Origin of the sequence: Nocardioides sp. (genome assembly GCF_036274455.1) — a bacterium.
GTDB lineage: Bacteria > Actinomycetota > Actinomycetes > Propionibacteriales > Nocardioidaceae > Nocardioides.
Map to the genome: position 1 here is coordinate 25092 of NZ_DASUFR010000251.1, position 25196 is coordinate 50287.

At 72.8% G+C, this 25196-nt stretch carries 24 protein-coding genes; 15 read left to right on the forward strand and 9 right to left on the reverse strand.

Features of this window, described 5'->3' with window-relative positions:
* Window positions 1–45: 45 nt before the first annotated feature.
* Genes hutI through VFV89_RS24320 form a run of 3 tightly spaced genes read right to left on the reverse strand, consistent with a single transcriptional unit; the run spans window position 46 to window position 3763 of the window.
* Window positions 46–1269: an imidazolonepropionase gene (gene hutI, locus VFV89_RS24310; RefSeq protein WP_329708577.1), complete on the reverse strand. Its 1224-nt coding sequence runs from the start codon at window positions 1267–1269 to the stop codon at window positions 46–48.
* Window positions 1257–2579 (reverse strand): formimidoylglutamate deiminase, encoded by a 1323-nt coding sequence (locus tag VFV89_RS24315; RefSeq protein WP_329708578.1) that lies wholly within the window; start codon window positions 2577–2579, stop codon window positions 1257–1259. Before VFV89_RS24315 ends, hutI begins: the two co-directional genes overlap by 13 nt.
* The gene (locus VFV89_RS24320) at window positions 2576–3763 is read right to left on the reverse strand and encodes an allantoate amidohydrolase (protein WP_329708579.1); all 1188 of its coding nucleotides are present in this window, start codon (window positions 3761–3763) and stop codon (window positions 2576–2578) included. Before VFV89_RS24320 ends, VFV89_RS24315 begins: the two co-directional genes overlap by 4 nt.
* A gap of 96 nt (window positions 3764–3859) precedes the next feature.
* Between VFV89_RS24320 and VFV89_RS24325 the strand changes: the two genes are divergently transcribed.
* From VFV89_RS24325 to VFV89_RS24360, 8 genes are all read left to right on the forward strand, one after another.
* Complete coding sequence (locus VFV89_RS24325) at window positions 3860–4480, forward strand: nitroreductase family protein (RefSeq protein ID WP_329708580.1); 621 nt, start codon at window positions 3860–3862, stop codon at window positions 4478–4480.
* 48 nt (window positions 4481–4528) lie between these two features.
* Window positions 4529–5872, forward strand: a complete 1344-nt coding sequence (locus VFV89_RS24330) for a M20/M25/M40 family metallo-hydrolase (RefSeq protein ID WP_329708581.1) — start codon at window positions 4529–4531, stop codon at window positions 5870–5872.
* The gene (locus VFV89_RS24335) at window positions 5869–7323 is read left to right on the forward strand and encodes an MFS transporter (protein ID WP_329708582.1); all 1455 of its coding nucleotides are present in this window, start codon (window positions 5869–5871) and stop codon (window positions 7321–7323) included. The genes VFV89_RS24330 and VFV89_RS24335 overlap by 4 nt, the downstream gene beginning before the upstream one ends.
* A complete protein-coding gene (locus VFV89_RS24340) occupies window positions 7320–7877 on the forward strand; it encodes a DUF1992 domain-containing protein (protein ID WP_329708583.1) in 558 nt (185 codons plus the stop codon). The genes VFV89_RS24335 and VFV89_RS24340 overlap by 4 nt, the downstream gene beginning before the upstream one ends.
* Before the next feature lie 215 nt (window positions 7878–8092).
* The gene (locus tag VFV89_RS24345) at window positions 8093–9175 is read left to right on the forward strand and encodes a CoA ester lyase (RefSeq protein WP_329708584.1); all 1083 of its coding nucleotides are present in this window, start codon (window positions 8093–8095) and stop codon (window positions 9173–9175) included.
* On the forward strand, window positions 9172–10038 hold the full coding sequence (locus VFV89_RS24350; RefSeq protein ID WP_329708585.1) for a CoA ester lyase: 867 nt from the start codon (window positions 9172–9174) through the stop codon (window positions 10036–10038). Before VFV89_RS24345 ends, VFV89_RS24350 begins: the two co-directional genes overlap by 4 nt.
* 71 nt (window positions 10039–10109) lie before the next feature.
* Window positions 10110–11210, forward strand: a complete 1101-nt coding sequence (locus tag VFV89_RS24355; protein ID WP_329708586.1) for a matrixin family metalloprotease — start codon at window positions 10110–10112, stop codon at window positions 11208–11210.
* Between the two features lie 101 nt (window positions 11211–11311).
* Entirely contained in the window at window positions 11312–11455 is a 144-nt protein-coding gene (locus tag VFV89_RS24360; RefSeq protein ID WP_329708587.1) for a hypothetical protein, read from the forward strand.
* A gap of 81 nt (window positions 11456–11536) precedes the next feature.
* Here the strand turns inward: VFV89_RS24360 and VFV89_RS24365 are convergent, their stop codons facing one another.
* The 3 genes from VFV89_RS24365 to hutU form a co-directional block, all read right to left on the reverse strand.
* Complete coding sequence (locus tag VFV89_RS24365) at window positions 11537–12553, reverse strand: M48 family metallopeptidase (RefSeq protein ID WP_329708588.1); 1017 nt, start codon at window positions 12551–12553, stop codon at window positions 11537–11539.
* A 76-nt stretch (window positions 12554–12629) separates the two neighbouring features.
* Entirely contained in the window at window positions 12630–13136 is a 507-nt protein-coding gene (locus tag VFV89_RS24370; RefSeq protein WP_329708589.1) for a hypothetical protein, read from the reverse strand.
* A 115-nt stretch (window positions 13137–13251) separates the two neighbouring features.
* Window positions 13252–15234, reverse strand: coding sequence for a urocanate hydratase (hutU, locus tag VFV89_RS24375; RefSeq protein WP_329708590.1), 1983 nt, complete (start codon window positions 15232–15234; stop codon window positions 13252–13254).
* Window positions 15235–15408: 174 nt separating this feature from the next.
* Here hutU and VFV89_RS24380 point away from each other — a divergent pair, with 174 nt between their 5' ends.
* Both VFV89_RS24380 and VFV89_RS24385 read left to right on the forward strand, forming a co-directional pair.
* Window positions 15409–16107 carry a helix-turn-helix transcriptional regulator gene (locus VFV89_RS24380; protein WP_329708591.1) on the forward strand — a complete coding sequence of 233 codons (699 nt, stop codon included), beginning with the start codon at window positions 15409–15411 and terminating at the stop codon, window positions 16105–16107.
* Between the two features lie 98 nt (window positions 16108–16205).
* Window positions 16206–17465, forward strand: coding sequence for a vanadium-dependent haloperoxidase (locus tag VFV89_RS24385; protein ID WP_329708592.1), 1260 nt, complete (start codon window positions 16206–16208; stop codon window positions 17463–17465).
* 32 nt (window positions 17466–17497) lie between these two features.
* On the opposite strand, the gene hutH is transcribed toward VFV89_RS24385, so the two are convergent.
* Window positions 17498–19042 carry a histidine ammonia-lyase gene (gene hutH / locus VFV89_RS24390; protein ID WP_329708593.1) on the reverse strand — a complete coding sequence of 515 codons (1545 nt, stop codon included), beginning with the start codon at window positions 19040–19042 and terminating at the stop codon, window positions 17498–17500.
* 244 nt (window positions 19043–19286) lie between these two features.
* Here hutH and VFV89_RS24395 point away from each other — a divergent pair, with 244 nt between their 5' ends.
* On the forward strand, window positions 19287–20483 hold the full coding sequence (locus VFV89_RS24395) for an MFS transporter (RefSeq protein ID WP_329708594.1): 1197 nt from the start codon (window positions 19287–19289) through the stop codon (window positions 20481–20483).
* On the opposite strand, the gene VFV89_RS24400 is transcribed toward VFV89_RS24395, so the two are convergent.
* Together VFV89_RS24400 and VFV89_RS24405 are read right to left on the reverse strand one after the other, a co-directional pair.
* Window positions 20396–20749 (reverse strand): hypothetical protein, encoded by a 354-nt coding sequence (locus VFV89_RS24400; RefSeq protein WP_329708595.1) that lies wholly within the window; start codon window positions 20747–20749, stop codon window positions 20396–20398. The genes VFV89_RS24395 and VFV89_RS24400 overlap by 88 nt on opposite strands.
* 12 nt (window positions 20750–20761) lie before the next feature.
* Window positions 20762–21160, reverse strand: a complete 399-nt coding sequence (locus VFV89_RS24405; protein WP_329708596.1) for a hypothetical protein — start codon at window positions 21158–21160, stop codon at window positions 20762–20764.
* 159 nt (window positions 21161–21319) lie between these two features.
* Between VFV89_RS24405 and VFV89_RS24410 the strand changes: the two genes are divergently transcribed.
* The 4 genes from VFV89_RS24410 (at window position 21320) to VFV89_RS24425 (ending at window position 25010) form a co-directional block, all read left to right on the forward strand.
* Window positions 21320–21964 (forward strand): response regulator transcription factor, encoded by a 645-nt coding sequence (locus VFV89_RS24410; protein WP_329708597.1) that lies wholly within the window; start codon window positions 21320–21322, stop codon window positions 21962–21964.
* Window position 21965: 1 nt separating this feature from the next.
* Window positions 21966–23693, forward strand: coding sequence for a sensor histidine kinase (locus VFV89_RS24415; protein WP_329708598.1), 1728 nt, complete (start codon window positions 21966–21968; stop codon window positions 23691–23693).
* Between the two features lie 61 nt (window positions 23694–23754).
* Complete coding sequence (locus VFV89_RS24420) at window positions 23755–24138, forward strand: hypothetical protein (RefSeq protein ID WP_329708599.1); 384 nt, start codon at window positions 23755–23757, stop codon at window positions 24136–24138.
* A 119-nt stretch (window positions 24139–24257) separates the two neighbouring features.
* On the forward strand, window positions 24258–25010 hold the full coding sequence (locus tag VFV89_RS24425) for an IclR family transcriptional regulator (protein WP_329708600.1): 753 nt from the start codon (window positions 24258–24260) through the stop codon (window positions 25008–25010).
* Window positions 25011–25196 lie beyond the last annotated feature (186 nt).

Below are 25196 nucleotides of genomic sequence, written 5' to 3' on the forward strand. Positions count from 1 at the left end.
GCCCGAAATGGTGAGTGCGCGGGCCTTCAGCCGCCCGCCTGACGGTCAGGTCAGCAACCGGCCCGCGGACCAGGTGGCGGCCACGAGCGGCACCCCCGGCCGGTAGGCGAGGTGCACGTGGCTCGGGGCGTCGAGCAGCATCAGGTCGGCCCGTGCTCCCACCGTGAGCCGGCCGACGTCGTCGCGCAGCAGGGCGCGGGCGCCGCCGTACGTCGCGGCGTGCACGGCCTCCGCGGGCCTCATCCCCATCTCGCGGACCGCCAGTGCGATGCACAGCGGCACCGAGCTGGTGAAGCTCGAGCCAGGGTTGCAGTCGCTGGCCAGCGCGACGCCCACCCCGGCGTCGATGAGCCGCCGGGCGTCCGGGTAGGGGTGGCGGGTCGAGAACTCCACGCCGGGCAGCAGCGTCGCCACCGTGCCGGAGTCACGCAGCGCGTCGACGTCGACATCGGTCAGGTAGGTGCAGTGGTCGACCGCCGCCAGCCCCAGCTCGGCGGCCAGGAGCACCCCGGGGCCGGGACCGAGCTGGCTGGCGTGCAGCCGTCCCTTCAGGCCGCGTGCCGCGCCGGCCTCCAGCACTGCGCGGGCCTGGTCGGCGTCGAACGCGCCCGACTCGCAGAACGCGTCGATCCACCGCGCGTGCGGTGCCGCGGCCTCGAGCATCGGGCCGGTGACCAGCTCGACGTAGCCGTCCGGGTCAGCGGCGTACTCGGCCGGCACGACGTGCGCGCCGAGGAAGGTCGTCTCGTCGGTGAACTGCCGGGCCACCGCCAGGCAGCGGGCCTCGTCGCGAACCGTGAGGCCGTAGCCGGACTTGATCTCGACCGTCGTGGTCCCCTGCCGCTGCATCTCCTGCACCAGCCGCGCGACGTGCGCGGTCAGCTGCTCGTCGCCGGCGGACCGGGTCGCGGCGACGGTGGTGCGGATACCGCCGGCGGCGTACGGCTGGCCGGCCATCCGGGCCGCGAACTCCTGCGCCCGGTCTCCGGCGAAGACCAGGTGGCTGTGGCTGTCGACGAAGCCGGGGAGCACGGCGCGACCGCCGGCGTCGACCACCTCGTCGGCGGCCGGGGCCCCGGAAGCGGGGCCGGCCCACGCCACCCGGCCGCCGTCGACGACGAGGGCGGCGTTCCGGACGATGCCCAGGAGACGATCTGCTGCGGGATCTTCTCCTGCGGGATCGTCTCCTACGAAACCATCTCCTGCGAGAACGTCTTCTGCGGTCGCGTTGGTGACGAGCTCGCCGATGTTCGTGATCAGGATGGCCACAGCGCTCCGATCGCCTCGTCGAGCTCGCGCCCGATCTCCGCCTCATCGCCCTTGGTGTGGACCACCCGGCCGTCGGCGACCACGTGGACCACGTCCGCGGCGGTGGCTGCGAAGGCTGCGGTGTGCTCGTCCGCCCCGGTGCCCGAGGTCCGCGGGCTCGCGGTGTCGATGGTCACCAGGTCCGCACGCCGGCCGATCTCGATCGCGCCGGCGTCGTCGACACCGAGGGTGCCGTGTCCGGTCGCCGCCACGAGCAGGTCACCCGCGGTCCAGTGGCCGCGCTCCTCGGTCGCGAGCCGCTCGTCCATCTCGAGGCCGCGCATCTCCTCGAACAGGTCGATGACTGCGTGGCTGTCGCTGCCGAGCGTGATGGGGCACCCCGCCGCCGCGAGCCGCTCGGCGGGGCCGATGCCGTCGGCGAGGTCGCGCTCGGTCGTCGGCGTGATGCAGACGTTGGTGCCGGTGGTGCCGAGCAGCTCGATGTCGTCGTCGGTGAGGTGCGTCGCGTGCACGACCGTGGTCTCGGGGCCGAGCAGGTCGGCCTCGTGGAGCAGCCGGGCCGGGGTCACGCCGTACGCCGCGAGACACGCCTCGTTCTCCGCCATCTGCTCGGAGAGGTGCACGTGCAGCGGCGCCCGGCCGTGGAAGGCCGCGAGCTGGTCGCGCGGCACCGCCCGCACCGAGTGGATGGCGGCCGGCCCGGCACCGGCGCGCGCCGCCCAGGCGGCGGCGTCGCCGTCGCTGAACCTGACCTGCGGGCCCTCGGGGGGCTTCCCGAAGCCGCTGGAGAAGTACGCCGTGTCGAGCAGGCAGATCCGCAGCCCGGCCTCCTCGGCGGCGGCGACGAGTGCCTGGCCCATCGCGTTCGGCTCGTCGTAGGGCGTCCCGTCCGGCTGGTGGTGGAGGTAGTGGAACTCGCCCACCCCGGTGATCCCGGCGGCCACCATCTCGCGGTAGGTCGCCCGGGCCAGGAGGAAGTAGGAGTCCGGGTCGAGGCGGCTGGCGAGGTCGTACATCTGGTGGCGCCAGGTCCAGAAGGTCCCTCGTTCGCGCTGGGTGCGTCCGCGCAGCGCGCGGTGGAACGCGTGGCTGTGGCAGTTGGCCAGGCCGGGGAGGGTGAGGCCGGGCAGCCTGGTGGCCGCCCCGGCCGTGGCGGCGGTGGCGGTGGTGGCGGTGGCGGCGCCGGGCTCGACCCGGGCGAACCGACCATCGACGACCTCGACGAGCACGTCGTCGCGGACGGCGCCGTCGACCCACGCGCGGTCGAGCAGGTAGCGCGAGGGCCGGGCGGAAGAGGTCGGGTCGGTCACGTGGCCAACCTCTCCAGCGTCTCGGCCAGCGCGTGCACCCCGGCCAGGCAGTCCGGTATCGACGCGGTCTCCGCCGGCGAGTGCGAGACGCCGGTCGGGTTGCGCACGAACAGCATCGCCGTCGGGATCCCCGCAGCAGACAGGATCCCGGCGTCGTGGCCCGCCGCCGTCGGGATGACCGGCCAGTCGCCTCCTTCGTGGTCCGCCGCGACCCGGCGCGCCAGCTCGGCGTCGAAGGTGACGGCTCCGGACACCGACTCCGGGGTCACGGTGAGCGAGGTGCGGTCACGTTCCGCGCGCTCGGCCGCCTGGCGCGAGACCGTCGCGACCAGCTCAGCCAGGGCGGCGTCCGACGAGCACCGCGCATCCAGCCACGCCACCACCTGGGAGGGCACCGCGTTGGTGCCGTTCGGCGTCACCTCGACCCGGCCGAACGTCGCGCGCTGGCCGGCGAGCCGGGCCTGCTTGTTCGCGGCCAGCGCGGTCATCGCGTAGGTCAGCATCGGGTCGACACGGTCCTCCATCCGGGTCGTCCCGGCGTGGTTGGCCTCCCCGCCGAACTCGAACCGGTAGCGCCCGTGCGGCCAGATCTCGCTGGCCACCCCGATCGCGGCGCCGCGGTCGACGAGGTCGCGGCCCTGCTCGACGTGCAGCTCCACGAACATCCCCACACCGTCCAGCAGCCCCGGCTCGCCACCCTCGGTGACCTCCTCGAACGCGACGCCGTCCGGGTCCCGCAGCGAGCGGGCCTGCTCCCAGGTCGTGGCCCCCGTGGCCAGCCGCGACCCCAGACAGGCCAGCCCGAACCGCGACCCCTCCTCCTCCACGAACACCGACACCCCGACCGGCCGCACGGGCACCACCCCGCGCTCGCGCAGCTCGTCGACCGCGGCGAGCGCCGAGACCACCCCCAGCGGCCCGTCGTACGCCCCGCCGTCCAGCACCGAGTCCAGGTGTGACCCGGTCAGCACCCCCGGTCCGGTCCCGGCGTCCCACCACGCCACCAGGTTGCCCGTGGCGTCGGACTCGAGCCGGAGGCCGCGGGCGGTGGCCTGCCCGCGGAACCAGTCGGTGAGCTCGCGCTCGGGCTGGGTGAACGGCTGTCGGAAGTAGCCACCCGACCGCGCCGACCGGCCGATCGGCGCCAGGTCGGACCACATCCGCTCGAAGTCGTCGGGCACCATCCCATCCAACGGCAGCGGACGCCTCGCGGCCACTGCCACACGCGCCCACAGGTCTCGGATCCGAGACCAGCCGGGCGTACTGGAGACTTATCGGCCATGGAGTTCCAGGAGGTCGTACGCCGACGCCGGATGGTCCGTGACTACAGCGACGAGCCGGTCGACCCGGCGGTGGTCGACCGCGCGCTGGCCAACGCCGTCCGCGCGCCGAGCGCCGGCTTCAGCCAGGGGTGGGCCTTCCTCGTCCTCGACACCCCCGAGGACGTCGGCCGCTTCTGGGCGGCGGCCGCGGACGACCTCGACGAGCCGGACAGCTGGCTGGCCGGGATGATGGGCGCGCCGGTGGTGATCCTCCCCTGCTCCAGCAAGCGGACCTACCTCGAGCGGTACGGCGAGGAGGACAAGGGCTGGACCGACCTCGACGAGAAGCGCTGGCCGATGCCGTTCTGGCACATGGACGCCGCGATGGCCAGCCTGCTCATCCTGCAGACCGCGACGGACGCCGGCCTGGGCAGCTGCTTCATCGGCATCCCGCCGGACAAGGAGGCCGCGGTGCGCGAGGCGTTCGGCATCCCCGACGACCACGACCCGGTCGGCGTGGTCACCATCGGCCACCGTGCGGAGGGCGAGGTGCCCTCGGGCTCGCCTCGGACCAGGAGGCGCCGCGACCTCGGCGAGCTGGTGCACCGGGGCAGGTGGGGCGCTACGGTCCGGCCATGACCTACGGCCCGGCCATGACCGAGGGCCGGCCATGACCGAGGGCCGGCCATGACCGAGGGTGAGGCGGAGCTGCCGCGGGCGGTGCACAAGTTCCAGGCGCTGCTGCGGATCCCGACGGTCTCCCACCCCGACGCCCAGCGGGTCGACACCGCGGCGTTCGACGCGTTCGTCGAGGAGCTCGAGCGGCAGTTCCCGCTCCTCCACGAGCGGCTGGAGCTGACCCGCGTGCACACCCATGGGCTGCTCTTCCACTGGCGCGGCGCGAGCGCCGGGCGGCCGGTCGTGCTGATGGCGCACCTCGACGTCGTACCGGTCGAGGGCACCTGGCGGCACGGCGCCTTCAGCGGCGAGGTGTCCGACGGCAAGGTCTGGGGTCGCGGCACCCTCGACGACAAGTGCTGCCTCGTCGGGATCTGCGAAGCCGTCGAGACATTGCTCGAGCGCGGTGTCACCCCCGCCCAGGACGTGTGGCTGTCGTTCGGCTGCGACGAGGAGGTGTTCGGGAACGCCGCCAAGGAGGCGGTCGCGGAGCTCGACCGCCGCGGCGTCGCACCGTGGATGGTCCTCGACGAGGGCGGCGCGATCACCCACGACGCGTTCCCCGGCGTGCGCTCGCCCGTCGGGCTGATCGGCGTGACCGAGAAGGGCGTCCTGTCGCTGCGCCTCCGGGTCGAGGGCCGCGGCGGCCACGCGTCGACGCCGGAGAGGTTCGGGCCGACCGCCCGGCTGGCCCGCGCCATCACCCGTCTCGACCGGTCACCGATGCCGAGACTGCTGCCGACCCCGACCACCGACCTGTTCCGGCGGCTGGCTCCGCACGCCGCCCCGCACCTGCGCCCGGTGCTCGCCAACTCCGACCGGCTGCGGCCGGTCCTGGCGCGGCTCCTCGGCCTCTTCGGCCCCGAGGCAGCGGCCATGGCGCGGACGACCTTCGCCGTCACCACGCTCTCCGGGTCGCCGGCCCTCAACGTGATCGCCCAGACCGCGACGGCCGGGGTCAACATCCGGGTGATGCCGGGGGACAGGAGCGAGGAGGTCATCGAGCACGTGCGCCGGGCCGTCCGCGACGACCGGGTCGAGATCGACGTCGTCGAGCGGCAGGAGCCGAGCCCGGTCTCGCCCTACGGCCCGGACGAGCCCGCCTTCCGCCTGCTCGACGAGACCATCCAGGAGGTGTTCCCCGACGCCGTCGTCGCGCCCTACGTGATGATGGGCGCCACCGACTCCACGTCGTTCACCTCGATCTGCGAGCGCGTCTACCGCTTTGCGCCGTTCCGGATGACCACCGAGCAGCGCGCGGCCATCCACTCCTACGACGAGCACATCGGCGTCGACGACTTCCTCGACGGCGTGCGGTGGTACCAGCGGCTGGTCGAGAGACTGCCCTCGTGACGACAACGGTCCGGCCGGTCCGTCCGGCGCACGGGCTGTTCGCGGTCGTCGGCTTCCTGGTCTGCGTCGAGCTCGCCAGCGGAGTGCTGCAGGGCTACTACACGCCGATCTTCAGCGACATCGCCGACCACCTCGGCATCGCCGACGCGGACGTGAACTGGTTCGAGGCCGCCCAGCTCGTCGTCTCGGCGCTCGTGGTGCCGCCGCTGGCCCGGCTCGGCGACCTGGTCGGGCACAAGAAGGTGTTGCTCCTCTCGACCGCGGTCACGGCCCTCGGGAGCTGGGTGCTGGCGTTCGCGCCGACCTTCACGACGTTCCTCATCGGCTGGGCGGTCCAGGGCGCGTACGTCGTGTGGCTGCCGCTGGAGATCTCGATCATCCACCGGCGTACCGCCGGCACCGGCCGGCAGGGGCTGCTCACCCGGCGGGCCGCGGCGATCCTGGTCGGGGCGCTCGAGCTGGCCGTGATCATCGGAGCGCTCACGTCGGGGGCGCTGGTCGAGGCCACGTCGATGGGCTTCCTGCTGGCGCTGCCGGCGATCGTGGTCACGGCGGTCTTCTTCGTCGTCTGGTTCGGCATCGAGGACGCCCCCGGCGAGGCCACCGGCGGCTACGACTGGGGCGGGCTGGTCCTCATCACGCTCGCCCTGGGCACGGTCATGGGCGGGCTGATCGCGATCCGGGTCCAGGGCCCCGGCTCGGTGCTGGCCTGGGTGCTCATCGTCGCCGGCCTGGCGCTGGTGGTGCCGTTCGCGCGCTACGAGGCCCGGCACCCCGAGCCGATGGTCGACGTCCTGCTGCTGAGGACGCCGGGCCAGTGGCCGGTGCAGCTCACGGCGTTCCTGTTCGGCATGTCGGTCCTCGGGGCACAGATCCCGCTGTCGACCTTCGCGCGGACCGACCCGGACGTCGCCGGCTACGGGCTGGGCGCGGACGCCTCCTTCGTGTCCACGCTGATCGGGGTCTACGTCGTCTTCCTCGCCGTCGGCGCGTTCACGCTGCCGCTGACCTCGCGGCTGCTCGGCCCACGCGGCGCGATGGTGCTCGGTGCGCTGCTGGTCGCGGTCGGCTACGCGCTCTGGCTTCCCTTCCACCACTCCACCGGGCAGGCGCTGCTCAACATGGCGATCGCCGGCGTCGGATCCGGGGCGCTGGTTGCGTCGCTGCCCGCCACCGCCGCGGCGGCTGCACCTCCGGACCGGACCGGCTTCGCGACCGGCATGACCAATGCGACCAAGACCGTCGGCGGCGCCATCGCGTCGTCGGTCTTCGCGATCTGCCTGGCCTCGACCGGCTCGATCGAGGACCCGGTCAAGGGCCACGCCCCGCTCTCCGGCTACCTGACCGTGTGGGCGATCTGCGCGGCCGCGGCACTCGTCGCAGCGGTGGCCCTGGCCCTGACGCCTCGCCCGAAAGTTGACGCGATCGCCTCGGTTACCGTGGAGGCATGACCGGCGAGCGGTCCGAGCGCACCCAGCGGCCCGAGGTGACACCGCGGTCGCGGGCGGAGAGCCGGGCCGCGGCCCGCGCGCGGATGGCCCAGCAGCACACGTGGGTCGACCTGCAGGTGCGCCAGGCCATGGAGCGTGGCGACTTCGACGACCTCCCCGGCGCCGGGAAGCCGCTGAAGCTCGGCGACACCCACGACCCGGACTGGTGGCTGAAGAAGCTCGTCGAGCGCGAGAACGTCGCCGTCCTCCCACCCAGCCTCGCGCTGCGCAAGGAGGACGCCGAGCTCGACGACACCCTCGACAGGCTGCAGACCGAGGACGACGTACGCCGCCACGTCGCCGACTTCAACGAGCGCGTCGTGGCCGCCCGCTACCGGCTGCCGGTCGGGCCGCCGCTGGTGACGATGCCGCGCGACGTGGACGAGACGGTCGCCGGCTGGCGCGATCGGCGTACTGCCCGCCTGGCCGAGCAGCGCGCCAAGGCGCGGGCGGCGCTGGCCGAGCAGCAGGCGCAGCCGAAGCAGCGGCGCCGGTGGTGGTCGCGGCGCGGGTGAGAGTTTCGTCGGCTGGCCGATGAACCTCTCGCTGGGACGACGAGGCTTTGTCGTCTCGCCAAGAGTTTCGTCGGCTGGCCGATGGAGCTCTCGCTGGGACGACGAGGCTTTGTCGTCTCGCCAAGAGTTTCGTCGGCCAGCCGACGAATCTCTCCACAACCGGGGTGTCAGATCGGTCATACCCGTGGCCACGGTTGATCTGGTTACCTGCAGCCATGACTGGCAAGAGCGCCAAGGACTTCTTCCGGCCGCTGGCCGTCGGAGCTCCCGAGCCGCTGCGTGAGATCCCGGCGCGACCGAGCCGGGCCATCCACTTCTTCGACCCCAGCAACGAGAAGATGGCCGCCAAGATCCCCGGCATGGTCGGGACGGTGGACGTGCTCCTCGGTAACCTCGAGGACGCGATCAAGGCCGACAACAAGGTCGCCGCCCGCGAGGGGCTGGTGAAGATCGCGCAGGGGACCGACTGGGGCGCCACCCAGCTCTGGACCCGCATCAACGCCCTCGACAGCCCGTGGGTCCTCGACGACCTCACCACGCTGGTGCCCGAGATCGGGGACCGGCTCGAGGTGGTGATGGTCCCGAAGGTCCAGGGCGCCGACGACATCCACTACGTCGACCGGATCCTCGCCCAGCTCGAGGCGAAGGCCGGGCTCGGCCGGCCGATCCTGGTACACGCGATCCTCGAGACGGCGCGCGGCGTCGCGAACGTCGAGGAGATCGCCGGCGCCTCACCGCGCATGCAGGGCCTCTCGCTCGGTCCCGCCGACCTCGCTGCGGACCGGCGGATGAAGACCACCCGCGTCGGCGGCGGCCACCCCGGCTACCTGGTCCGCGAGGACCCGCCGCGCACCGACGGCGTGGCCAACCTCGAGGCCCGCCGCGCGACGTACCAGCAGGACCTGTGGCACTACACGATCGCCCGCATGGTCGACGCCTGCGCCATGCACGGGATCTACCCCTACTACGGCCCGTTCGGCGACATCAGCGACGTCGTCGCGTGCGAGGACCAGTTTCGCAACGCCTTCCTCCTCGGCTGCGTCGGCGCCTGGTCCCTGCACCCCAAGCAGATCGCGATCGCCAACAGGGTCTTCAGCCCCAGCGTCGAGGACGTGCGGCACGCACGCCGCGTCGTCAAGGCGATGGGCGACGGCACCGGCGCGGTGATGCTGGACGGCAAGATGGAGGACGACGCCTCGGTCAAGCAGTGCCTGGTGATGGTCGAGCTGGCCGAGCAGCTGGCCAGGGTCGACCCCGAGCTCAAGCGGCAGTACGACGCCATCGAGGTCGACGAGTGAGCGGTGTGACACCGCTGCGCAGCGTCCTCTACATGCCGGCCTCCAACGAGCGGGCGCTGGAGAAGGCGAGGTCCATCCCCTGCGACGGGCTGATCCTCGACCTCGAGGACGCGGTCGCCCCCGACGCCAAGCCGGCCGCGCGCGACGCTGCGTGCGCGGCCGCCGCGAGCGGCGACTACGGCGCGCGCACCGTCACGATCAGGGTCAACGGGCTCGGCACCGAGTGGCACGCCGCCGACATCGTGGCCGCCGCCCAGGCCGGGCCGCACGCGGTCGTCGTACCCAAGGTCGGCACCCCTGAGCAGGTCCACGAGCTCGCCACCGCGTTGGAGCGGGCGGGCGCGCCCGACCACACCAAGCTGTGGGCGATGGTCGAGACGCCCGAGGCGATCTTCAACGCTCGCGACATCGCTGCCGCGTCGGACCGGCTGACCGCGCTGGTGCTCGGGACCAACGACCTGGTCAAGGAGCTCTACGCCGAGCACGTGCCGGGCCGCGCACCGATCCTGCCCAGCCTGCACCTGGCCCTGCTCGCCGGCCGGGCCGCGGGCATCGCGGTGCTCGACGGTGTCTACAACGACGTCACGGACCTCGACGGGTTCCTCGAGGAGTGCCGCCAGGGCCGCCAGCTCGGCTTCGACGGCAAGACCCTGATCCACCCCGGCCAGGTGGACGGCGCCAACGAGGTCTTCGCCCCGAGCGAGGAGGCGGTCGAGGAGGCGCGCGGAATCCTCGACGCCTGGGACGCAGGGGCCGGGTCCGGCGTCGTCACCTACCGAGGCCGGATGATCGAGAACCTGCACGTGGAGTCGGCCCGCCGCACTCTGAGCATCCACGACGCCATCCGGGCCCTGGAGCGCTGAGCCCGGCTGGTTTCCCCCCGTCGGCCACGGGGAAGGAACGCCGGGTGACCTCCCCCCGCAACCCTCGCCTCGTGGCTGCCTCCCTCGTCCTCGGCCTCGTCCCGGCCCTCGTCCCCACGCTCGTCTCCGCCGGCGGCGTGCCCGCCACCGCGGCGAGCCGTGGCCACCACCACCACGGCCACCACGGACATCACGGCCACCGCGGCAAGGTGGTGTGGGACTCCACGACGTACACCGCGTTCACCGCTCCCGTCGCGGCACACGGCCGGGTGCCCGGCGGCCGCACCAAGGTGAGGCTGCAGGTCAAGCTGCCCGGCGGCTGGCACACCTTCGGCGCCGCGAGGAGCAAGCGGAGCGGCAAGTTCGCGGTGGCCGGCTCGCTGAACTGGTACGGCAGCCACCGGGTGCGCGTCACGACGTCGGGGCGGCACGGGTTCAAGCGCGGCACCACGGTGACCGTGGGCATGTCCTACGCCCCGCGCGGCAACCCGGCCGACCACGTGTTCCTGACCGACCGTGGCACCCGCTACTCGTTCAACCCCTGCCGGACCATCCGCTACGCCGTGAACGCTGCCGAGGTCGGGCCCACCGGCCTCGCGATCGCGCAGGCCGCGATGAACCAGGTCTCGGCCGCCACGGGCATCCCGGTCAAGTACGTCGGCACGTCCACCCAGCTGCCGTTCCTGACCCGGCACACCAGGCTCCCGAAGGGCCAGGACCTGCTGCTCGCGTTCGCGACCGAGGCCGAGTATCCCGCGTTCGTCACCGAGTCGGCGCTGGGCCAGGGCGGCCCGGTGCAGGTCCGGGCCGCGCGGGACGGTCGCCACCACCGGGTGTGGCAGACCACCCAGGCGGCGGCGATCTTCGACACCACGGCGTGGAACTCCGGCCGCTACGCATGGACGCTGGACAGCACCAAGCCCAACTGGGGTGAGGTGATGCTCCACGAGGTGGGGCACGCCTTCGGCCTGGACCACTCACCGGCCGCCGACGAGATCATGTTCTGGCAGGCCGGCAACGGGGTCTACCCCGACGGGCACTTCCGCGCGCTGTACGACGCCGGCGACCTGGCGGGCCTGGCCACCGACGGCCTCGGCCAGGGCTGCTTCCACAAGGTCCGCTACCGGGTCGACGGGGCGGCGCGGGTCGAGCCGCCGCGGCCGCTGCCCTGACCGGTTGGCCGGCCCCACGGCCGCCTCACCCGAAAGGGTGAGTTTGCCGGAACTCCCCCGACGGGCACCGCTGAGAGGCGAACCGGAAAGGGGTGGAGCACATGGTTGTCCTGGGGTTGATCCTGTTGATCCTCGGGCTGGTCCTGAGCATGTCGCTGTTGGTGACGATCGGGGCGATCCTGCTCGTCGTCGGGCTGATCGTGAACCTGGTGCCGTTCGGTGGCACCCGGCGTCGGGTCTATTGACCGGCAGCAACTGACAGGCGCCCACTCAGCAGCGCCACAGCAACCGCCGCGGCCGTGACCGGCGTCCCCGATGAGGGGGTGTCAGTCGCGGCCGCGGCGCAGCTGTTCGTCGATCCAGAGCTTGGCGCTGCCGAAGAAGCCGGCCACGTCGTGGACGAGCTTCCCGAGCGCATCCTGCGTGGAGCGGAACGCCTCGGTGTAGCTGTCCGCCGCCTGCCTCGCCGCATCGGACATGCTGGCCGCGGCGTCCTCGTCCCGTCGCGGATAGCTCCCGCCGAGGATCGCGGTGTAGTCACCGGAGTCGACCCAGCGTCGCAGCTCGGCCGCCCGCACGGCGGCGTACGGATGGGACGCACGCTCGTTGAGCATCACCTTGAGGACCGAGTCGCGCAGGTCGGCGGTCTCGAGGTACTCCTGGCCCTGGGCGAAGAACGAGGTCTGGTCGAGCTCGCGGAGGTCGCCGGAGCCGCTGGCCAGCTTCATGTGCACCCGGAACGCCACGGCCGGGTCCTGGGTCGCGAGCAGCCCCGCCCGGTCGGCGGAGAGCTCGGACTTGCGCGACCACTCGAAGAGACCGGCGATGATGACCCGGATCCCGAGCGCTCCACCGGGGATGGAGTTCCAGACGCCGGTCATGTTCATCAGCCACAGGAGGAGGGTCCGATAGACCGCGTGGCCGCTGAGCGCGTGGCCGAGCTCGTGCGCGACCACGAACCTCATCTCGTCCTCGTCGAGGAGGTCGAACAGCGCGGAGTTGAGCACGATGATCGGCTTGTCCAGGCCGATCGTCATCGCGTTGGTGATCGGGTAGTTGACGACGAAGACCTCGGGGAGCTCATCGACGTCGAGCACGCGGCCGACCTCGGCCAGCACGCGGTGGACCCCGGCGAACTGCCGCTCGTCGACGCGGATGCCGCCACCGATGAAGTCGAGGCGCACCTTCCGCTCGTTGACGAACCCCGACAGCGCCTTCAGCACGGTGTCGAAGCCCCTGAGCCTGCGCAGGGCCACCAGCGCGCCGCGGTCGGCGGGGTGCTCCCACGCCCGCGAGCTGATGCCGGTGAGGGTGGACCGCGGTCGGGCCGGCGTCGTCGTCACGTCCGAAGCCTAGGCTGAGCGCCGCAGGTACACGGGAAGACGGATCAGGAGGCCTGGGTCACCTCTGCCGACCCCGTCACGGGGGCGGGATCGTCGCCTCGTGCTTGCCCGGCTTCGGCTCGGCGGTCATGAACCGCCACACCAGGCCGTGCGCCGACAGCACGAGGAGGATGAGCAGGATCGCCTCGACCTGGATGCCCTTGAGGTGGAGCGGCTTCCCGACCTCTGGCACGAGGCCCACGACGGCGATCAGCGCGTAGATGACGACGGTGGCCACCCGGGTCGCGCTGTCGTCGACGTCCGAGCGACGGCTGTGCGGCAGCGCCCGCAGGGAGGTCACGAGCCCGACGATCGCGATGCCGACGAAGCTGATCCGCCAGACCGTCGACGTACCCTCGCCGCCGACCTGGGCGAACAGCCCCATCAGCGCGGGCAGGAGCAGGGCCAGATAGACCCCGCCGACCGCGGTGCGGGTCTCCGGGTCGTGCAGCCACTGCGGGTTGCCCTGGAGGATCTGCCACCAGAACCCGAGCAGTGCGAAGCAGGTCGCCGAGAACAGGGCGTAGAAGGTGGAGATGTCCATGCGGGGCTCCGGGTCAGGGTTCAGCTGCTCCCCGTCGAGGGGCTGAGGCTACTGGCCGCCCGCGCCCGTGCGCACCGCCAAATTTCGGGGCTTGGCGGTCTTCGGTCCGCGCGGACTACCCCTCCCGCACCGGGATCCGCACGCCGCGCTCCTCGGCCACCTCCACGGCCCGGTCGTAGCCGGCGTCCACGTGCCGGATCACGCCCATGCCCGGGTCGTTGGTGAGCACCCGCTCGATCTTCCGGGCGGCCAGCTCGGTGCCGTCGGCCACGGTGACCTGGCCGGCGTGCAGCGACCGGCCGATGCCCACCCCGCCGCCGTGGTGGAACGACACCCAGGTGGCACCCGACGCGGTGTTGACCAGCGCGTTGAGGATCGCCCAGTCCGCGATGGCGTCGGAGCCGTCGATCATCCCCTCGGTCTCGCGGTACGGCGAGGCGACCGACCCGCAGTCGAGGTGGTCCCGGCCGATCACGATCGGCGCCTTGAGCTCGCCCGAGGCGACCATCTCGTTGAACTTCAGCCCGGCCAGGTGGCGCTCGCCGTAGCCGAGCCAGCAGATCCGGGCCGGCAGCCCCTGGAAGTGCACCCGCTCGCCGGCCATGGTGATCCACTTGCGCAGCCGCTCGTTGTCGGGGAACAGCTCGAGGATCGCCCGGTCCGTCGCGGCGATGTCGGCGGGGTCGCCGGACAGCGCGGCCCACCGGAACGGGCCCTTGCCCTCGCAGAACAGCGGCCGGATGTAGGCGGGGACGAAGCCCGGGTAGTCGAAGGCGCGGGCGTAGCCGGCGGTGCGGGCCTCGCCGCGCAGGGAGTTGCCGTAGTCGAAGACCTCGGCGCCTGCGTCCTGGAACTCGACCATCGCCCGCACGTGGGCCGCCATCGACTCCTGCGCCCGCTTCGTGAAGCCGCGCGGGTCCTCGCGGCGCTCGCGGTCCCAGTCCTCGAAGGCGGTGCCGACGGGCAGGTAGTAGAGCGGGTCGTGCGCCGAGGTCTGGTCGGTGACGACGTCGATGAGCCGCCCGTCGCCGCTGCGCACCCGGTCGAGGTGGCGCTCGAGGAGGGCCGGCACGAAGCCCGGGAACTCGAAGGCCCGGTCGTAGCCGCCCTTGCGGGCCTCGTCGCGGATCGAGTTGCCGTAGTCGAAGACCTCGGCGCCCCTGTCCTGGAACTCGACCATCGCCCGCACGTGGGCCGCCATCGACTCCTGCGCGCGCTTGGTGAAGCCGACGGGATCCTCGGTGCGCTCCTTCTCCCAGTCCTCGAAGGCCACACCCGCGGGCAGGTAGAACAGCGGGTCGTGCGCCGACGTCTGGTCGGTGACGATGTCGATCGGGGCGTCCAGCTCCAGCAGGTGCGGCAGCAGCACCGAGGCGTTGCCGAGCACGCCTATCGACAGCGGCCGCCGCTCGTCGCGCGCCTCGACCGCCATCCGCACCGCGTCCTCGAGCGAGTCGGCCTGCACGTCGAGGTAGCGGTGGTCGATCCGTCGCTGGATGCGGCTCTGGTCGCACTCGATGCAGATGACCACGCCGTCGTTCATCGTCACCGCGAGCGGCTGGGCGCCACCCATGCCACCGAGGCCGGCCGTCACCGTGATGGTCCCGGCGAGCGTCCCCTCAAACCGCTTGTCGGCAACTGCGGCGAACGTCTCGAAGGTGCCCTGGAGGATCCCCTGGGTGCCGATGTAGATCCACGAGCCCGCGGTCATCTGGCCGTACATGGTCAGCCCGAGCTCCTCGAGCCGTCGGAACTCGTCCCAGTTCGCCCAGTCCGGCACCAGGTTGGAGTTGGCGATCAGCACTCGCGGCGCCCACTCGTTGGTCTTCATGACACCGACCGGCTTGCCGGACTGCACGAGCATGGTCTCGTCGTCGGCCAGCGTGGTCAGGGTGCGCACCAGCGCGTCGTAGGCCTCCCAGCTGCGGGCGGCCTTGCCGGTGCCGCCGTAGACGACGAGGTCCTCGGGACGCTCGGCGTTCTCCGGGTCGAGGTTGTTCATCAGCATCCGCAGCGGCGCCTCGGTCTGCCACGAGCGGGCGGTCAGCTCGGTCCCGTGGGCGGCGTGGATGGGAAGGCGGGGGTTCGACGAGCTCATGTCGCCATGAAACCGCCCGGCCGGGGCCGCGGCCAGCCCCGTCGGGCCCAGTCGCGTCTTGTATCTGAGACAGCCGTGACCTTCGGTGCTACCTGCAAATGACCTGCCATAGCCATTCTCACCGTCCACGACCCTCGCTAGCGTGTCGGGTCCGCGGCACACCGGGAGGCCTCCGTGGGCGATGTGCTTCTTTCCGAGCGCGAGCAGGCCGCGCTGCGGTTCGTGCTGGCCGCGGAGCCGTCCCCGGGACAGGCGCTTCCCGACGTCGCGACGCTCGAGCGCCTGGCCACGCTGGTCCGGTGCGACGTGGTCGGTGCGACGATCGCAGACTCCGAGGGGTACGTCGTCGGCGAGGTGGCGCTCCCTCGCAACGACGGAGACGCGCTCGACGAGCACGCCTGTGACGGCCCGCTGCGCATCGGCCTGGTGCACTGGTCGCGGGTGCCGGACCACGCGGAATGGCTCAGGTCGCTGGGGTACTCCGACTCGCTCGTGGTGGGCTTCCGCCACCGCAAGGACGGCGTCGTCCAGGTGTGGTGGGACCGCCGGTCCGGATCGTTCTCGGAGCGGGACCGCGCCATCCTCACGATGATCGCGCCCGCGGTGCACCGTCTCGTGCGCGACGACACGACCCCCAGCCTGCCTGCGTCCCTGACGGTGCAGGAGCGCCGCACGCTCATGCTCGTCGCCGCCGGGTTCTCCAACGGTGAGATCGCGGCGAAGCTGGGCGTGGCCACGAGCACGGTGCGCAAGCACCTCGAGCACTCCTACCGCAAGCTCGGGGTCTCCAACCGCCTCGCGGCTGCGGTTGCGCTGCGCGGCGAGCTGGTGGCTCCCCCGGAGCTCCTGGAGAAGGTCTCGGGCGACGACTGAGGCGCCGTGGCGGGCCCACAAGATTCGCGCAAACGCGAATGGTGCCGCCACCCGCCTCCCCGTTACCAAGGACTGAACCAACAGATCCGGGGGGACACATGCACCTCGTCAAGCGCTTCAGCGCACTCTTCGTCACCGCGAGCCTCACGGCCGCGGTCCTCACCGCGGTCCCGCCAGGCGCGACCGCCACGGCTTCGGCCACGACCGACCAGGCACCGACCGCGCGCACGACGCGGGCGCAGGTGGTGCTGAACTGGGAGCGCATCGCCTTCCGCACCGTCTACGTCGATGCGGCGACGCCGATCCCGGTCGGCGTACCGGTCCTCGGCTACACCTCGCTGGCCGTGCACCGCGCCGTCCAGACCTCGCTCGGGAGCCACCGGGAGTCCTCCGAGCGCGCGGCAGTGGTCGCGGCGGCCTACCAGGTGCTGCAGCACTACTACCCGAAGCTGCGCGGCAAGCTCGGCGCCGACCGCGCCGCCGGCCTTGCCTCGGTGGAGCCCGGGCCGGCCAAGCGGTTCGGGGTCAAGGTGGGCAAGCGAGCCGCCCGTGGGCTGATCGACGAGCGCCGCGACGACGGCTACCTGGACCCGACGATCCACTACAGCAAGCCGCCGGGAGTCGGTGTGTGGCAGCCGCCCGCCAGCGGGGACATGCTCGCCGCCTGGCTCGGGTCGATGAAGCCGCTGGTGACCAAGAAGCGCGTCGGCGTCGACGGCCCCGACCCACTGACGAGCGCGGCCTACGCCTCGCAGTTCGAGGAGGTGAAGAGCCTGGGGAGCGCGACCTCGACGACGCGCACCGAGGCCCAGCGGCAGACCGCGCTGTTCTTCAACTACAACGCCGCCACCGCCGTGGCCGACGCGGTGATCCGCTACCTCGAGGGTCAGGGACACCCGCTCACCCTCGCCGAGACCGCACGGCTGTTCGCCGCCTTGCACGCCGCGATGACCGATTCCCTCATCCAGTGCTGGCAGCACAAACGGGACGTCGGGTTCTGGCGCCCCTCGCAGGCCATCGCGGGAGCCGCGAACGACGGGAACCCTTCGACGAACCCGCCGGCGACGACGTGGACGCCACTGCTCCCCAACCCGCCGTACTCCGACTATGTCAGCGGGCACGGCTGCCTGACCGGGCCGGCGGTCGAGGTGGTCCGCAAGACGCTCGGCGAGAAGACGCCGCTCGAGCTGGTCTCGCCCAACTCGCCGACGCACCGGACCTACCCGACGCTGCGCGGCATCGAGCAGGACGCGTTCATGGCGCGGATCTGGTCGGGGCTGCACTTCCGGACCGCGATGGCCGACTCCTACCGCATCGGCCACATCACGGCTCGACGGGTGCTGGCGGCTCTCGACTGATCGCGTGGCCGGCCTGACCGGGTGCTCCCCGGTCAGGCCAGGCCGCCCACCACGCCTTCGACGGCGGTGACGACGGCGCCCGACGCGACCAGCTCGACGGCGGTCTCGATCTCGGGTGCCAGGTGACGGTCGGGGCCGGGGCCTTCGACACCGTGGCTGCGGAACAGGGCGACCACCGCGGCAGTGGCCGGGGACGGCTCGAGCGGCGCGCGCAGGTCGAGTGCGCGCGCCGCGGTGAGCAGCTCGACGGCGAGCACCCGCGTCAGCCCGTCGACCGAGCGGCGCAGCTTGCGGGCGGCCGACCAACCCATCGACACGTGGTCCTCCTGCATCGCGCTGGAGGGGATGGAGTCGACGCTGGCGGGGACCGCGAGCCGCTTCAGCTCCGAGACGATGGCGGCCTGGGTGTACTGCGCGATCATGTGGCCGCTGTCGACACCCGGGTCGCCGGCCAGGAACGGCGGCAGCCCGTGGTTGCGGGCCTTGTCGAGGAACCGGTCGGTGCGCCGTTCGCTGATGCTCGCCACGTCGGCGGCGACGATCGCGAGGAAGTCGAGCACGTAGCCGACGGGTGCGCCGTGGAAGTTGCCGTTGGACTCGACCCGGCCATCCTCAGCGAGCACCACCGGGTTGTCGACCGCGGAGGCGAGCTCGCGACCGGCCACGGTGGCCGCGTGCTCGACGGTGTCGCGCGCGGCTCCGTGAACCTGCGGCGAGCAGCGCAGGGAGTAGGCGTCCTGCACCCGGTTGCAGTCCGGGCCGCGGTGGCTCGCCACCACGCCCGAGTCGGCCAGGATGGCGACCAGGTTGGCGGCCGAGAGCGCCTGGCCCGGGTGCGGCCGGATGGCCTGGAGCTCGGGGGCGAAGACCCGGTCGGTGCCGAGCTGGGCCTCGACCGACATCGCAGCCGCGACGTCGGCGGTGCGGAGCAGCCGGCGCAGGTCGGCGACCGCCATGACCAGCATCCCGAGCATGCCGTCGGTGCCGTTGATCAGCGCGAGCCCCTCCTTGGCCACGAGCTCGACGGGGGTGAGCCCGGCGGCCGCGAGAGCTTCGGCGGCGGGCCGGCGGACCCCGTCGCGGTCGCGGACCCAGCCCTCACCCATCAGGGCCAGCGCGCAGTGCGCGAGCGGGGCCAGGTCGCCGGAGCAGCCGAGCGAGCCGTACTCGTGCACCACCGGCGTGATGTCGTGGGAGAGCAGCGCGGCCAGGAGCTGCGCGGTCTCCCGGCGTACGCCGGTGTGCCCGGTGGCCAGCGTCGAGAGCCGGAGCAGCATCAGCGCCCGGACCACCTCGCGCTCGACCTCGGGGCCGGAGCCGGCGGCGTGGGAGCGGACCAGCGAACGCTGCAGCTGGGCGCGCATCTCGGTCGGGATGTGTCGGGTCGCCAGCGCGCCGAAGCCGGTCGAGATGCCGTAGGCCGGCGTGGGCGCGGCCGCGAGCTCCTCGACCACCTCCCGGGCCCGGTCGATGGCGGCCAGGGCCGCCTCGCTGAGCGCGACCGGTGCGCCGTCCCGGGCCACAGCCACGACGTCCTCGGGGGCGAGCGGGCCGACGTCGACGGTCACGGGAGACATGCGTTCATCCAACGACTCCGCCGCCCGCTCGGCCAGAGGTGCCGACTCGTTGGAGTCTCGGATGCGAGACCAGCTCGCTTGTAACTCCGTGTTAGGACAACTGGGTCCGTGTTCTGACACTGTCCTTGCGGACCTAACACGGAGTTACATGCGCGCGGGTGGCGGACCGGGGTGCCGGAAAAGTCACGGACCACCAGTCGGGATCGGCACCGACGCGCGGGCCCCGGCGGCGTTCAATCGGTCCGTGACCGCGCTCGCCCACGTCGCCACCGAGGTCGGCACCGGCCGGCGGTGGGCGATGCTCGCGGCCAGCACGCTGGCGCAGGCATCGACCGCGGTGATGGTGCACGGTCCGGCGTTCCTCATCGCAGCGCTCCACGAGCAGCTCGGGCTCTCGCTCGCCGAGGCCGGGCTCGTCGCGGCGGCGCCCATGGTGGGCGTGATGGTCGCCCTGGTGCCGTGGGGCATCGTCACCGACCACCGTGGTGAGCGGCTGGTGCTGCTGCTCGGGCTGGTCGGGGCGGCCGTCCTCGGCGCCGGGGCGGCGCTGTCGGGCCAGGTGACACTGCTCGCCCTCGGGCTGGGGCTGGCCGGGGTCGCCGCGGCCAGCAGCAACGTGGCCAGCGGACGGGTGGTGGTCGGCTGGTTCCCGGCCGGCCGACGCGGGCTGGCCATGGGGATCCGGCAGATGGCGCAGCCGGTGGGCGTCGGCGTCGCCGCTGCGACGATGGCCGTGGTGGCCGATCGCCACGGGCCGTACGCCGCGGTGTGGGTCCCGGTCGCGGCCTGCGTCCTGGCCGCCGTTCTCGTCGCCCTCGTCGTCACCGACCCGCCCCGGCCGGCGCGCGGCCCGACGGCCGCCCCGAACCCCTACCGCGAGGACCGCTACCTCCAGCGCATCCACGGCGTCTCGGTGCTGCTGGTGGTCCCGCAGTTCGTGGTGTGGACCTTCGCGCTGGTGTGGCTGGTCCAGGACCGGGACTGGTCACCCGGCGCGGCGGGTGCGCTCGTGGCCGGCGCCCAGGTGGCCGGGGCACTCGGCCGGATCGGCGCCGGTCAGCTCTCCGACGTGGTGGCCAGCCGGATGCGGCCGCTCCGCTGGGTGACGGTCGCGGCGGCCGCCACGATGCTGCTGCTCGGGGCGACCGCCGGGTGGGCCGGCCAGGTCGCCGTACCGCTCGTCGTCGTCGCGACCGTGGTCACGGTGGCCGACAACGGGCTGGCCTTCACCGCGGTCGCCGAGCGGGCCGGACCGTTCTGGTCCGGCCGCGCCCTCGGCGTGCAGAACACCGCGCAGTTCCTCGCCGCGGCGGCGGTCCCGCCGCTCGCGGGACTGGCCGTGGCCGGGCTCGGCTACCCCGCGACGTTCGCGCTGGCGGCGGTGTTCCCGCTGACCGCGCTGGCGCTGGTGCCGGTCAGGGACGAGCGCGAGCTCGCCTGACGGCGCTGACGCACCCAGTGCCCCAGGTTCACCAGCCCGAACCCGACCACGAAGATGGTCAGGGTCACGACGCCGTAGGCGAGCGGGAACTCCTGCCGCTCGAAGGCCCCACCGGCGGACTCGTTCATCGCGTCGAGGGTCAGGTAGAGGGTCTGGAACACGAACGCCCACAGGTAGGCGATCGCGTACGTCGTGTTGGCCGCGAGGCGGCTGCGCAGGAAGAAGCCGAGCGGGAACGCGCTCAGGATCGTGACGACGGCGATCATCGCGGCGTGCCTTCAGTCGGTGATCGACGCGGTGCGCCGGGGCGTGGAGAACATCAGCACGACGGCGACGACGGTGAGCAGCACGCTCGCGCCGACCAGCGCCTTGATGGCCATCGGGACGTCGACGAAGAACGCCGGCAGGCCGGTCAGCGTGATCAGGATGATCACACCGGCGGCGATCCGCAGCGCGACGCGGTTGCCGCGCCAGGCGAGGACGACGGCGACGATCCCGATGATCCCGAGCAGCGAGTCGACCACGAGGATCGCCAGGGGTGGGCCGGTCTCGCCGTCGGGCGGAGCGGTGAAGACCGAGGGCAGGTTGCCGACCGAGTAGAGCCCGGCCAGCACGAGGCCGATCTTCTGCTGGGTCGTGGTGTGGGCCCGGTCGGTGGTGACAGTGGTGGTGGTCATGGTTGCCTCCGAGGGAGTGGTGGTCGGAACGGCTCCACGTTCTGACGACGGAGGCACCCCCATCCAGAGCATGTCCTCCCCGGGAGTTCCTGACCAGCCTCGCAGGCCCGGGAAGAACCTCCCGGGCGCAGGGGGCCCGCTGCCCCCGATGATGGTGCTGTGCCGATCACCGTGCTGCTCGCCGACGACCACCCCGTGGTGCGGCGCGGACTGGCGGCGTTGCTCAGCACCCTCGACGACTTCGAGGTGGTGGCCGAGGCGGAGGACGGCGAGGCCGCGGTCCGCGAGGCCCAGCTGACCAAGCCCGACGTCGTGCTCATGGACGTCCGCATGCCCGGGCTCGACGGCGTCGAGGCGACCCGGCGGATCCGCAAGGCCGTGCCGGACACGGCGGTGCTGATGCTGACGATGTACGACGAGGACACCACGGTCTTCACCGCCATGCGGGCCGGCGCCCGTGGCTACCTCCTCAAGGGCGCGGAGCAGGACGAGATCGCCGGCGCGATCCGCGCCGTCGTCCGCGGCCAGGCGATCTTCGGGGCCGCGATCGCCTCGCGGCTGCTCGACCACTTCGCCAACCCGCCCGCCGCCGTCGCCGACGACCCGTTCCCCGAGCTCACCGCCCGGGAGAAGGAGATCCTCGAGCTGCTCGCCCAGGGCCGGCGTACCTCCGAGATCGCCTCCGCGCTCCACCTCTCGCCCAAGACGGTGAGCAACAACCTCACCACGATCTTCGCCAAGCTCGAGGTCAGCGACCGGACCGCGGCGGTGATCCGGGCCCGCGAGCGCGGGCTGGGGAGCTGACGTGGAGGCCCTGCCGCTGACGACCGCGGTGGTCTCGGCGTCGTTCGCCCTGAGCGGGTGCGCGCTCCTGCTTCGTCGTCGCGCGATGGTGTCCGCGCTGCTGCTCGTGGCCGGCGGGGGCGTCGGGGTGGTGGCCGGGGTGCTGCTCGCGCGCGGTCACAGCGACACGGCCGCGGCCACCGCGACGTTCGCCGGTGCCGTGCTCCTCCCGCTGGCCCTGGCGCTCTACCCCGAGCCGCGCTGGCGGCGGGTCCCCGACTTCCTCGGTCTCGTCGTGCTGGCGGGCTGCGGCACCGTCGCCACGGCGTACCACGAGCCGGACGTGACCGCGCTGATGGCGATCGTGCAGGGCTGCGCCTTCGTGGCCCACACCTGGTGGCGGATCGAGACCTCGGACGGTCCGGTCCGCCGCAGCCTGACCTGGATGGTGCTGGCCGTGACGACCACGGTGCTCGTCTACTTCGTCCTCAGCTTCTCGTCGGAGGCGAGCTCGGCCGGTCTGACCGACTGGGGGCTCCTCGTGTTCGCCCTCGTCGGCCCGGCGCTCTACGTCGGCGCGACGCTGCCCGACCTGGTCGACGTCCGCGGGCTGGTGGTGTCCACCGTGGTGACCACCGTCGCGCTGGTCACCGTGATGTCGGTGTTCGTCCTGGAGCTGTCGCTGCTCGACGCACTCGGGGCGCACGACCTCAACACCGGAGCACTCGCCGTGCTGGCCGCGCTGGCCGCCGTGGCCTTCCAGCCGACCCGGGTGGTGCTCCGCGGGGTCGTCGACCAGCTGCTGTTCGGCGAGCGGCCCGACCCGCTCGGCGCGGCCTCGACGGTGGCGGGCCGGATCGGGGAGGACCCGCAGATCGCGCTGCGCGCGATCCGGGAGGCGCTGGTGATCCCGTACGCCGCGCTGCTGGTCGACGGCGTCCCGCTGGCGGCCTCGGGGGCCGAGACCACGCACACCCGCACACTCGACCTGGACGGCGCCGGCGAGCTCGTGGTCGGGCTGCGGCCCGGGGACCTGACCTTCTCCCCCGGCGACGAGCAGGTGCTGCGGCTGACGGTGCCCCTGCTCGCGCAGACCCTGCGGACCCGCGCCCTCGCCGAGGACCTCATCGAGTCGCGCGGCCAGACGATCGCCGCGGTCGAGGAAGAGCGGCGCCGGCTGCGCCGGGAGCTGCACGACGGGCTCGGGCCGCGGCTGTCCGGGGTGGCGTTCACCTCCGATGCGGCGCGGAACCTGATCCGGACCGACCCCGCGGCCGCCGAGCAGATGGTGGCCCAGCTCCGGGCGGACACGGTGGCCGCGATCGAGGAGATCCGCCGGATGGTCTACGCGATGCGGCCTCCGGCCCTCGACGAGCTGGGGCTGGTGCCGGCGCTGCGCCAGCAGGCGGTCGGGCTGCGCAACCGGGCCGGCGAGCCGGTGGCGGTGCAGGTGACCGCGCCCGAGGAGCTCCCCGACCTGCCCGCCGCGGTCGAGGTGGCGGCGTACCGCATCGTCACCGAGGCGCTCACCAACGTGGCACGGCACAGCACCAGTGCCTCGGCGTCGGTGCGGCTCGACCCCGCCTCCGACGGGCTGCACGTGGAGGTCACCGACCGCGGCACGTCTGATGCCTGGCGGCCGGGCGTCGGCCTGTCGTCGATGCGCGAGCGCGCGGCCGAGCTCGGCGGGACGCTCGAGGCCGGGCCAGGACCGACCGGCGGCCGGGTCGCGGCGCTGCTGCCGCTCTGATTGTGCGCACCGAGGGCGGGTACCGCTCCCGGCGTACGGGGCCCACTCAGGGAGGAACCTCATGTCCAACAGCACCGCCGTGATCATCGTGATCGTCGCGATCGTCGTCGTGGCCCTGATCGTGGCCGCAGTGGTCGTCCGCACCAGGGGCCGCGAGCGTCGCGCCCGCCAGGCGAACGAGTTGCGCACCCACGCCGCGGGACAGTCGGCCGAGGTCGAGTACGCCCAGCGCGAAGCCGCCGCCCGCCAGGCCGCGGCCGACCAGGCCGCCGAGGAGGCTCAGCTCGCCCAGGCCCGGGCCGAGGAGGCGCACCGCGAGGTCGTGCAGAGCGAGGCCCAGCAGGAGGACACGCTCCGCGAGGCCGACCGCCTCGACCCGCACGTCGATCCCTCCAGCCCCGACTACAAGCCCGGCGACGTCTCCCCACCCCGCAGCAACCCCTGACCTCGTCCGCCCCCGGGATAGTCCCAGACCTTCCCGACCGGCCTCAGCGCTCGCTGCGTTGGGAACGTCTGGGACTGTCCCGGCGGGGCAGACGGACGCGGACCCCTAGCCTGTCGGCCATGGCACAGGTGCCGGCGGCGACGAGGACGTTGCGGGTGCTGCGCTACCTCGCCAGCCAGCCGGACCCGGTGCCGCTGGAGGCGATCGCGCGAGCGTGCTCGCTGCCCCGCTCCTCGGCCTACCACCTGGTCACCGCGATGGTGGCCGAGGGCTTCGTGGTGCACCTCGCCGACGAGCACCGCTACGGGCTCGGCGTGGCGGCGTTCGAGGTCGGCAGCGGGTACGCGCGGCAGGCGCCGCTCCAGCGCATCGCCCGGCGGCCGCTGGCCGAGCTGGTCGACCGGGTGCAGCAGAGCGCGCACCTCGCCGTCCTGCACGGCTCGGACGTCCTCTACGTGCTCGAGGACCGCGCTCCCGGCCGGCCGCCGCTGGTCACCGACGTGGGCGTCCGGCTCCCGGCCCAGCTGACCGCCTCTGGTCGCGCGATCCTGGCCCATCTGCCACCGGCGCAGGTGCGCGCGCTCTATCCGTCGTCCGCGGCGTTCGTCCAGCGCCACGGCACCGGTCCCACGTCGCTGAGCGCCCTGCGCGGGCTGCTCACCGAGACCCGCCAGCGCGGCTACGCCACCGAGACCGGCGAGGTGACCCCCGGCCTGTCGTCGGTCGCCGCCGCGGTCCTCGACCACAACGGCTTCCCCCTGGCCGGGGTGGCGGTGACCTACGCCGAGGGCGACGCGGACCCGGCCTCCCTCGCGGGCGACGTACGCCGGACCGCCCGGCTCCTGAGCACCCGGCTGGGCGGACGCGGCTGACCTGGGCGAAGGGGCGCCCGACCGTCCGGATGACGGTGAGGTTCACGCGGAGCGGGGACGTCGTCGTTGTACGTCGAGGTCGCTAACGGTCGAGGCACCGGGGGCCACAGGTTCGTCGGCTGGCCGACAGACCTCTCGGTGGGACGACGAAGGTTTGTCGTCCAACCGAGAGTTACGTCGGCCAGC